General features: G+C 63.9%; 9 protein-coding genes. 1 reads left to right on the top strand and 8 read right to left on the bottom strand.

The window, feature by feature from the left end:
* The first annotated feature begins 601 nt into the window (after nucleotides 1-601).
* Nucleotides 602-2,008 carry a sugar porter family MFS transporter gene (locus QCE73_RS17675; RefSeq protein ID WP_309882663.1) on the top strand — a complete coding sequence of 469 codons (1,407 nt, stop codon included), beginning with the start codon at nucleotides 602-604 and terminating at the stop codon, nucleotides 2,006-2,008.
* Nucleotides 2,009-2,026: 18 nt separating this feature from the next.
* Here QCE73_RS17675 and QCE73_RS17670 read toward each other — a convergent pair whose 3' ends face one another.
* Genes QCE73_RS17670 through QCE73_RS17635 form a run of 8 tightly spaced genes read right to left on the bottom strand, consistent with a single transcriptional unit; the run spans nucleotide 2,027 to nucleotide 9,358 of the window.
* A complete protein-coding gene (locus tag QCE73_RS17670; RefSeq protein ID WP_035499147.1) occupies nucleotides 2,027-2,941 on the bottom strand; it encodes a LysR family transcriptional regulator in 915 nt (304 codons plus the stop codon).
* A 9-nt stretch (nucleotides 2,942-2,950) separates the two neighbouring features.
* A complete protein-coding gene (fdxA, locus tag QCE73_RS17665; protein WP_309882661.1) occupies nucleotides 2,951-3,295 on the bottom strand; it encodes a ferredoxin in 345 nt (114 codons plus the stop codon).
* Nucleotides 3,295-4,068: an enoyl-CoA hydratase-related protein gene (locus tag QCE73_RS17660; RefSeq protein ID WP_187609272.1), complete on the bottom strand. Its 774-nt coding sequence runs from the start codon at nucleotides 4,066-4,068 to the stop codon at nucleotides 3,295-3,297. Before QCE73_RS17660 ends, fdxA begins: the two co-directional genes overlap by 1 nt.
* Complete coding sequence (locus tag QCE73_RS17655; RefSeq protein ID WP_309882659.1) at nucleotides 4,065-5,213, bottom strand: CoA transferase; 1,149 nt, start codon at nucleotides 5,211-5,213, stop codon at nucleotides 4,065-4,067. Before QCE73_RS17655 ends, QCE73_RS17660 begins: the two co-directional genes overlap by 4 nt.
* A gap of 17 nt (nucleotides 5,214-5,230) precedes the next feature.
* Complete coding sequence (locus tag QCE73_RS17650; RefSeq protein WP_309882658.1) at nucleotides 5,231-6,616, bottom strand: FAD-dependent oxidoreductase; 1,386 nt, start codon at nucleotides 6,614-6,616, stop codon at nucleotides 5,231-5,233.
* A gap of 37 nt (nucleotides 6,617-6,653) precedes the next feature.
* Nucleotides 6,654-7,493, bottom strand: coding sequence for an ABC transporter permease (locus QCE73_RS17645; protein ID WP_309882657.1), 840 nt, complete (start codon nucleotides 7,491-7,493; stop codon nucleotides 6,654-6,656).
* Nucleotides 7,493-8,326, bottom strand: a complete 834-nt coding sequence (locus QCE73_RS17640; RefSeq protein WP_309882655.1) for an ABC transporter ATP-binding protein — start codon at nucleotides 8,324-8,326, stop codon at nucleotides 7,493-7,495. Before QCE73_RS17640 ends, QCE73_RS17645 begins: the two co-directional genes overlap by 1 nt.
* 3 nt (nucleotides 8,327-8,329) lie before the next feature.
* Nucleotides 8,330-9,358, bottom strand: a complete 1,029-nt coding sequence (locus tag QCE73_RS17635; protein ID WP_309882652.1) for an ABC transporter substrate-binding protein — start codon at nucleotides 9,356-9,358, stop codon at nucleotides 8,330-8,332.
* Between the last annotated feature and the right edge of the window lie 291 nt (nucleotides 9,359-9,649).

Below are 9,649 nucleotides of genomic sequence, written 5' to 3'. Positions count from 1 at the left end.
GCCGTTCGACTTGCATGTGTAAGGCATGCCGCCAGCGTTCAATCTGAGCCAGGATCAAACTCTTCAGTTCAAACCTGTTACTGTTTTTCGGTTCCGTTAGAAACCGGTCGCTCACTCAACGTTCTGACGATGATTGATCATCTTAAAGATGAAAAACCTTCCTCTGATACTTCGTGTGAGACTCTTGATACTTTTGCTTGCTGTCTCAGACCCGAAGGACTGAAACCGCACTCGCATCAAGCGCCCACACTTATCGGCTGTTAGTTTTTAAAGAGCATTGCGCTGAGAATTTGCTTCGCGAGTTACTGCTTTCGCTTGCTTTCTTGCGCGCCGTCATTCAACGGGAGGCGAATTATGCGGACCAATTTCGATATCGTCAAGCGTCTTTTCCAAAAAATTTAATCAGACTATTTTCGAATCGGAATGGCGAAATCGAACAAACGTGCGCGCTGCCGCTTGATCGCCTGGCGGGACACCCTCGGCGTGCCCTCATCACGCGCTAATTCTCGTGTTCGATCATGGATGCAGATGGGAACGACCGGCGCGAAGCCGCCCGCCGCGACCGAGATCAAGTCTGAAGAACAACCTGGAGACACCTCAAATGAGCACGCTCGCCGATAGCACCGTCCCGACACACTCGAGATCCCGACGCTATGGTCTCTTCGTCTGCCTCATGGCGGCGCTCGCCGGCCTGCTGTTTGGCCTCGACATCGGCGTGATCTCGGGCGCGCTGCCGTTCATCGCGAAGCATTTCGTTCTGAACGATCGCGCGCAGGAATGGATCGTCAGTTCGATGATGGTCGGCGCGGCGATCGGCGCACTGGGTGCGGGCTGGCTGTCGTGGCGCCTCGGACGCCGATATGCGCTCGTGCTGGCGGCGATACTCTTCATCGCGGGATCGCTCTGGTCGGGATTCGCGGGCAGTCCCGCGCATCTGATCGGCGCACGGCTGATACTCGGCCTCGCGGTCGGCATGGCGTCCTTCACGGCGCCGCTGTACCTCTCGGAAGTCGCGCCACGGCAGGTGCGCGGGGCAATGATCTCCACGTATCAGCTGATGATTACCGTCGGGATTCTGGCGGCGTTTCTGTCGAATATCGGGCTGTCTTACGTGGCCGACTGGCGCTGGATGCTGGGCGTGATCGCGATCCCCGCCGCATTCTTCCTGGCAGGCGTCCTCGCGCTTCCCGACAGTCCGCGCTGGCTGCTTCAACGCAATCGCGCCACGGAAGCGCGCGCCGTGCTGCAGCGCCTCTACACCAATCCGGCCGATGTCGAAGCCGAGCTCGAACAGGTCAGCGAGGACAGCACGCGTCCGCAGCGCGGATGGAGCCTGCTGCGCAAGAACATGGACTTTCGCCGTTCGGTGCTGCTGGGCGTCGTGCTGCAAGTCTTCCAGCAACTCACCGGCATCAATGTCGTGATGTACTACGCACCGCGTATCTTCGAACTGGCCGGCTTCGCAACGCACGAGCAGCAATTGTGGGCGACGGTCATCGTCGGTCTCGTCAACGTCGTGGCGACATTCGGCGCGATCGCCTTCGTCGATCGCTGGGGCCGCAAGCCGATTCTCTATGCGGGATGCGCGGTCATGGCAATCGGCATGTGCTCGCTCGGGGTGCTCCTGCATATCGGCGTGGCGGGCCTCACGGCTCAGGTTCTGGCGGTCGCGGCGCTCCTGCTTTTCATCGCCGGCTTTGCGATGTCCGCGGGTCCGCTCGTATGGATTCTCTGCTCGGAAATTCAGCCCCAGCAGGGACGCGACTTCGGCATCGCCGTCTCGACGCTGGTCAACTGGGTCGCCAACATGGCGGTCGCGGCCACGTTTCTCAGCTTGTTGTCCACGGTCGGCGAAGCGAACACCTTCGTTCTGTACGCCATCCTCAACGTCGTCTTCGGGATCGTCGTGTTCTTCTACGTGCCCGAAACGCGCGGTGTCTCGCTCGAGAAACTGGGCAACGATCTGATGGCCGGCAAGCGCCTGCGCGATCTGGGAAAAGGCAACTGAGGAAGACGCGGGAGGAACTCAAAACTCCCGCAACGTCAACTCGACATGCTTCAGCCTGCGCACCATCCGCTCGATGAATTCGCCCGTCACGTGCGGCAACGCGCGCTGGCTCGGAACGATGATGCCGACCGTCAGCTCGTTGATGTTCTCGTCGTCGATCGGCCGCCACACGACGTCGCCGCGCGACAGCTCATCGAGGAACGCGAGCTTGGAGAAGAACGATATGCCGCGCCCGGACGCGATCAGACGCTTGAGCAGCGTCGTCGAGTTGCAGGTGACGCTCGGCTGCAGCAATTCCCAGAACGCGGGGAACTCGCTGCTCATCGCGCCCTGGATCGGCGAGCGGCCTTCGAGGCGCAGAAACGCGTGATGGCGGCACTCGTCGAAGGTCACGCGCTCGCGCTTCGCAAGCGGATGCGACGACGCCATCACGACGCCCGGCGGCAAAGGCACTTCCGTCACGACATCGAGCCCGGCGGGCAGCTTCGTGATGTACGTGATGCCGACGTCGTACTCGCCGGTCAGCACCCGCGGCGGGACATCGTGCGGCGGCACGGCGGCGATCGAGTACGTGACGGCCGGATACGCGTCCGAGAATTCCTCGACCGTCGCCGGCAGAAAATCGACGAACAGCGAATCCATCGCCACCACGGACACGTGACCTTTGCGATCGCCCTTCAGTTCGTCGAGCTCGCTGCGCATCAGGTGGAAATCGTTCAGCGTCCCGCGAATGTGCTGCAGCACGCGCTCGCCCGCCGCGTTCAGACGGATGCCGTTGGGCAGCCGGTCGAATAGCTCGGTGCCCATCTCGGATTCGAGCTTGAGTATCTGCCGGTTCACCGCGCTCGATGCGACATAGAGGTTCTGCGCGGCCTTGCGGATCGATCCGCACCGCGCGACCTCGACGAAATACTTCAGAACGTTCGCGTGCATCGTTTGCCCTCAGTCCGTCACCGTAACGCTGCTTCGCGGCCACGACGCGACCACGGGGTGATCGAAGGCTACCCTGCCGACGTCAGATGCGCCACCCGGCGAACCGAGCGCGCTCACGTCAGCATCGAAGAAATCGCGGTTCACTGCCGCGAACGCGGCTTGCTCGCGCGGCAGTTCTTCCTCGTGATAGATCGCCTCGGTCGGGCACACCGAGACGCATACGCCGCAGTTGATGCATTCCTCAGGATGGATGTAGAGCGTGCGCCCGCCTTCGTAGATGCAATCGACCGGACAGCACTGCACGCATGCGCCGTCCTTCACGTCGATGCACGGCGACCCGATCACGTAGGCCATCAGCGTCCCCTCCATTGCGGCTTGCGCTTTTCCTGGAACGCGCGCACGCCTTCGTGCGCGTCCTCGGACTGCAGCGCGCTGACGAGCGCGGGGAGCCTGAGCGCCTGCGCCTCGCTCGCGGACAGCGTCGACGTGCGGCGCACGACCTGCTTGATCGCCTGCACCGACAAGGGTGCGCACGCGAGCACCGCATCGACCCATCGATCGACGGTCGCGTCCAGCTCCGCTCGCGCGACGACCTCGTTGACGAGGCCCATTTCCCGCGCTTCGTGCGCGGAAATGCGGCGCCCGGTCATGAGCATCGCCATCGCCTGACGATAGGGAATCTGGCGTTGCAGCAAGGTCATGCCGCCGTCGAGCGGCATACGGCCGACGAGCGCCTCGGGCAAGCCGAAGCTCGCTTCCTCGCACGCGATCACGAGATCGCAGCCGAGCACCATCTCGAAGCCGCCGCCGAGCGCGTAACCGTTCACGCGCGCGATCACCGGCACGTTCAGCGTCTCGCGCAGCGCGATGCCGCCGAAGCCGCCGGGGCGCGGCGCGGCCCAGTATTCGAGGCCGCTCATCGCGGGATTCTTGAGATCCGCGCCGACGCAAAATGCGCGCTCGCCCTCGCCCGTCAGCACGACGACGCGCACGTCGCGGTTATGCTCCAGCTCGCTCCAGATGCGCTGCAGTTCGGCTTCGGTTTCCAGATCGACGGCGTTGAGCGCTTCGGGACGCGCGAGCGTCACGGTGGCCACGTGCCGATCGATGACGAGGCGCACGCTCATACGGCCTCCGTCGTCGTGAGGCCGAGCACCTCGGCCGTGTGCTGGCCGAGGCGCGGCGGGGCGCGGCGAAGCACGACCGGCGCGTTCGACAGTTCGATCGGGCTGCCGATCAGGCGCACCGGCTGCCCTTCTCCGTCGCCTTCGAGGACGAGCTGGTTATGCAGCGTCTGCGGATCGACGAGCGCCTCGCGCAGATCGCGCACCGGCGCGCACAGAAGATCCTGTTCTTCGAGCCGCGCGAGCCAGTACTCGCGGCTGTTGCTCGCGAAGCGCTCGCGGAAGGTGCGCTGCAATTCGGCCTTGTGGGCGAACTGCTGGTTCAGGTTGCAGAAGCGCGCATCGGCGGACATATCGTCGATTTCCAGCGCCGCGCAGATGTCGCGCAACGGATTCGCCTTGAACGCGCCGACGAGCACGAGCGGACCCGTCGTCGTCTCGAACACGCCGGAAAGCGGCATCGCGGCCCAGTTCACTTCGGAGTCCGCCATCATGATCATCGCGGCTTCCTGCATCTGCATCGCGAGCATCGAGTTGTAGAGCGACACGTTGACCTTCTGCCCCTCACCCGTGCGCTCACGATGCAGCAGCGCGAGCAGAATGCCCTGCACCATGTGCATGCCCGCCGAGTAATCCGCGAGCGCCGTCGGATAGACGGAGACAGGCAGCGAGTCATCGGCGCGGCGCGCCATCACGCCGCTCATCGCCTGCGCGAGCACGTCCTGCCCGCCCTTGTGCGCATACGGTCCCGTCTCGCCGAAGCCCGTGCCGACCGCGTAGATGATGCGCGGATTCAGCGCGCGGCAGTCCTCGAAGCCCAGACCCAGACGATCCATCACGCCCGCGCGGAAGTTGTTCACGACGACGTCCGCATCCGCGATGAGCGCCTTCAACGCTTCCATCTGCGACGCATCGCGCAGATCGAGCGCGACGCTGCGCTTGTTACGATTCAGGCTGCAGAAGATCGGATTGTCCGCGCCCGCGACCGGCTCGAAAGTCGAGCGGCTCAGATCGCCCGCGCCGTGACGTTCGATCTTGACGACATCGGCGCCGTAGTCGGCGAGCATCTGCGTGCAGACGGGGCCCATCATCACTTGCGTGAGATCGATCACGCGCACACCGGTCAATGGAAGATCGTTCTTTTTCATCTTGTTCTCCGTGTTGCTCATGCCGCTTCCCTCGCATCGATATGCCGCGCGAGCGCCGGGACGTCAGCGTTGCGCCCGCTCTGGTCGCCCGGGTCCGCGCCCTGCACGCGCAGCGTCTTCTGCAGCGCGGATACATCGACATCACGCACGGTGACGCCCGCGTTCAGCGCGAGCGCCGCCGCGACGCCCGCGGCTTCGCCCATCGCCATGCACGGCGGAATTTCGCGCGACATCTTCTGCGCCTGCGACGTCGCCGAGTAATGACGGCCCGCGACGAGCAGGTTGTCGATCTCCTTCGGCAGCAGCACGCGATACGGCATGTAGTAGTCACGTCCGCGCGCGATGCTGTCGGTGAAGCGCGTGCGCTGCGCGAGATCGTCCTTCGTCATCACGTATTCGCCTTGCAACAGGCGCGTCTGACGCACGCCGGTCTGCGGCGCGACATCGATCACGTAGCATTGCTCGAAGCCAGGCAGCTTCTCGCGCACGAATTCGACGACCGCGTGAATGTGGCTGCGTCCCTGCATCTCGGCGCGCGTCAGGTCCTCGGGCTTCAGGCCATCGAGACCGGCCATGTGCGGGCAGTTGCACCACACGACGCCCGGCAGCGGCGTCTTGAGCCACCAGTAACCCCACGAGCCGCCGAGAATCCGCTTGATCTGGCGATCGAGCGCGGCGAATGCTTCGGGTTCCTCTGCTTCGAAGCGCTCGGCGGCTTCGGTATCGACGCCGCCGAGACGAAACACCGTCGTCGTGATGTAGCTGCCGCCGACATGCGGCACGCCCGCCGACGCCGCGACATCGAGGTCGCCCGTCGCGTCGATGACGACATCGGCGAGAATCGCTTCGCGCCCGCTCTTGGTCTCGCAGATCACGCCCTTGACCTTGCCGTCCTCGACGAGCGTGCGCGAGAACCACGAATGCAGCCGCAGCTTGATGCCGAGCGACTCGACCATTTCGAGCGCAACGCGCTTCATCGCATCGGGATCGAAGGCCGCGGCGAAGCACACCGGATGCGGGTTCTTCTGGCTATGAAAATCGAACGTGCCCCAGCGGCCCCACTTGCGATACGCCGCCGGATCGTCGCCCCATTCATCGGCACGCGGGAAATAGGCGAGCTTGCGTGCGGCCATGCGCTCGATGAACGTCATGCAGGTGCCGCGCACCGAGATCTCGTTCAGATGGTTGTCCCACATGTCGTCGAGCACGAGCACCATGCCGCCCGATGCGAGACCGCCCAGATGGTTGTAGCGTTCGAGCAGTATCACTTCCGCGCCGTTGCGTGCCGCCGCGATCGCCGCCGACAAGCCCGCCGGGCCGCCGCCGACCACGACGACGTTTGCCTGCGCCGCCACGCGCACATCGCGTGCGGGTTCCTGAATCCAGTCGCTGATCATGTTCATTTCGTCTCCTGTGTTGATGGTTCGTGTCGCGTCGGATTCAGCGGACGCCTTCCGGCTGCCACTTGACGAGCCAGCGCTCGAGCGCCGCGATAACGAGAAAAAAGAAGCCCGAGAGAACGGCGCTCATGATGATCGCCGTGTAGAGCAGCGCCGAGTCGAAGGCATAGGTCGCCTGAATGATCATCGCGCCGATGCCTTCGGTCGCACCGATCCACTCGCCCACGACCGCGCCGATCACCGACATCGACGCCGCGATGCGCAGCGCGGAGAACAGATACGGCAGCGATGCGTAGAGCCTCAGCTTGAAGAAGATTTCGCGCTTGCTGGCGGAGAGCACGTGCATCAGTTCCATCGACTGCGGATTGACCGCTTCGAGACCACGCACCATGTTCACGAGCGTCGGGAAGAAGCAGACGATCGCCGCGATCGTGATCTTCGGCTCCAGCCCGTTGCCCATGATGAGCACGAGGATCGGCGCCTTGGCGACCACCGGAATCGAATTGATCATCACCGCGACCGGATAGAAGATGTCCTGCAGCGTCTTGTTGTGCACGAAGACCGTCGCGAGCACGATGGCCACGAGATTGCCGAGCAGAAAGCCGAGCGAGGCTTCGATCGCGGTCGGCACGAGGTTCTGCAGCAGCACGTCGCTCTTGGCGAAGAGCGTCTCGAACACGAGCGCCGGCGACGGCGCGATGAACGGCTTCACATGAAAGCCCGCGACCACCGCCCACCAAGCGAAAATCAGACTCGCGACGCCGAACGCCGGCAACATGCGGGCGCGCCACATCTGCTGGCGACGGCGCGCGCGCCACGCCTGCGATTCCTCGTCCGGCATGCTGGCCGGCACGTTCAGGTTCATTTCGGACGTAGCCATCAGCAAGTCTCCAGTACGCGGCGCAGGTGCGCGGTGAGTTCGACGAATTCCCGCGTCTCGCGGATATCGAGGGTGCGGTCTTCGGGCAGGTCCACCGGCACGATTTCCTTCACGCGTCCCGGATTCGCCGCGAGCATGAGCACGCGCTGACCGAGAAACGCGGCCTCGTAGATGCTGTGGGTGACGAAGAGCGTCGTCAGGCCGAGCTCCTTCCAGACGCGGCGCAGTTCTTCGTTGAGACGGTCGCGCGTGATTTCGTCGAGCGCGCCGAAGGGCTCGTCCATTAGCAGCACTTTGGGGTCGCAGACGAGCGCGCGCGCAATCGCGACGCGCTGGCGCATGCCGCCGGACATCTCATGTGGAAACGCGTCCTCGCGGCCTTTCAGACCGACGAGTTCGAGAAGCTCGCGCGGCGTCGCCCGGCCGGCGCGCGCCTTGCCGTGCGCGACTTCGAGCGGCAGTTCGACGTTCTGAATCGCGGTTCGCCACGGCAACAGCGCAGCGTCCTGAAACACGAAGCCGATATCGCGCCGCTCGCGCGCGGCTTGCGGCGGCGAACGGAGCACGCTGATGCTGCCGCGGCTCGGCTTCACGAGATCGGCGACCACGCGCAGAAACGTCGACTTGCCGCAGCCCGACGGCCCGAGCAGCGTGAGGAACTCGCCCGCCGCGATATCGAGGCTGAGGCCCTCGATCGCGGTGACGCTGCGGCGGTCGGTGAAAAAGCGCACGTTGATGTCGCGGCAACTGATCGCGCAATCGATGTCTTGCGGCAACGCGAAGTGCGAGCTAGCCCGCTCCGCGCGCGGCGGATTCAAAGTGGCAGCATGCATGGGTTACACCTTCAGGCGAGAGGAGTGAGTGGCCTTGAGCACGTCCATCGTCATGACGTCGTCGACTTTGGGCTGTCCCGCGCGGAACTGGCCGAGCTGGCCGTACATCGCGATCTGTTCTTCCCAGACGCCCGCGTCCATCGCGCCCCAGCCCTGCGTCTGCGTGGTCTGGTTGAATGCGTAGCTCATCAGCGAATCGATCGCGACGCGCTCGTCCGCGCGATTCAGGTTCGGATAGTCCTTCACCAGCATGTCGACGGCCTGATCGCGATTCTCGTTGGCATACATCCAGCCGCGCGCGGTGGCACGAAGAAATCCCGCGACGACTTCCGGATGCTCCTTCAGGCTCGACGTCGTCGCGTAGTACGGCAGCGCGTAGAGGCGCACGCCGGTGTCCCACAGACGCAAGTCCACGCGATCCGCACCGAGCGGCTTCAGCGCCGTGGTGTTGGTCTGCCAGCCGGTGACTGCATCGACCTGACCGGCGACGAGCGGCATCATGTCCGCGCCGACCGGCACGATCTTCACCTGGCTCTCGGGGATCTTGTGTTTCGCGAGCAACGCGCGCAGCAGGACCATGCCCGTCGACTGAATGCCGATGCGCTTGCCGATCATGTCCTGCGGCGAGCGGATCGGCGCCTTCTTCAGCGAGAAGAACGTATACGGATGCTGCTGGAGTCCGACCGCGATGCACTTGATGGGCAGCCCTTCCGACACGGCCAGCATGATCGACGGACTCGACGAAATCTCGCCCGCCTGAAAGCGTCCGGACGCGACGATCGCGACGCCGTCGATGTTCGGGCCGCCCGGCTGGATATGAAAGTCGATGCCTTCCTTTTCGTAGTAGCCGAGGCGCTTGGCCACCACCTCACCGACCTGATTGCCGCCCGGCACCCAGCCGAGCTGCATGTTCACGGTCGCGAGTCCGCCGGCGAACGCTCGCACCGACAGCAGGCCGCCGCTCGTCGCCAACGCGCCCGCGGTGAGCGTGCGCAACATGCGCCGCCTTCCCGCGTTTTCGATCATTGCCATTTTCGTCTCCGGTGTTTCCTGCATGGGCTCCCCTTTTCCACTGTCTTTCGTCAGACGGGTGATGCCGAGTGATCCCATTGTCAGCAGCCAAAAGTGTCCCCGCATAGCATCATTTTTTGCGATGAGTGATGCCGAAATTAGATCGGGGTGGGTATACCCGGCGCTTCGAAATCGATGAAAGGCGTACGCGGCGCGCACGGATGCGGAGCGCATGCGCGCTAAAAATTCGCTCGCTGGTGGCCAAATTCGGTGCTATCCCGCGCGTTTTTTGTTCCGCAAGAATCTGTCGCA

The sequence above is a fragment of the Caballeronia sp. LZ029 genome (genome assembly GCF_031451275.1).
Classification (GTDB): Bacteria; Pseudomonadota; Gammaproteobacteria; order Burkholderiales; family Burkholderiaceae; genus Caballeronia; species Caballeronia jiangsuensis.
The sequence above is the reverse complement of the archived record's forward strand: the minus strand, read 5'-3'. Positions and strand labels throughout refer to the sequence as shown.

Coding starts and splice junctions, on each gene's coding strand:
- fdxA (WP_309882661.1), bottom strand. CDS start 3,295: ATGGCCTACGTGATCGGGTCGCCGTGCATCGACGTGAAGGACGGCGCA.
- QCE73_RS17670 (WP_035499147.1), bottom strand. CDS start 2,941: ATGCACGCGAACGTTCTGAAGTATTTCGTCGAGGTCGCGCGGTGCGGA.
- QCE73_RS17650 (WP_309882658.1), bottom strand. CDS start 6,616: ATGAACATGATCAGCGACTGGATTCAGGAACCCGCACGCGATGTGCGC.
- QCE73_RS17640 (WP_309882655.1), bottom strand. CDS start 8,326: ATGCATGCTGCCACTTTGAATCCGCCGCGCGCGGAGCGGGCTAGCTCG.
- QCE73_RS17635 (WP_309882652.1), bottom strand. CDS start 9,358: ATGGCAATGATCGAAAACGCGGGAAGGCGGCGCATGTTGCGCACGCTC.
- QCE73_RS17660 (WP_187609272.1), bottom strand. CDS start 4,068: ATGAGCGTGCGCCTCGTCATCGATCGGCACGTGGCCACCGTGACGCTC.
- QCE73_RS17645 (WP_309882657.1), bottom strand. CDS start 7,493: ATGGCTACGTCCGAAATGAACCTGAACGTGCCGGCCAGCATGCCGGAC.
- QCE73_RS17655 (WP_309882659.1), bottom strand. CDS start 5,213: ATGAAAAAGAACGATCTTCCATTGACCGGTGTGCGCGTGATCGATCTC.
- QCE73_RS17675 (WP_309882663.1), top strand. CDS start 602: ATGAGCACGCTCGCCGATAGCACCGTCCCGACACACTCGAGATCCCGA.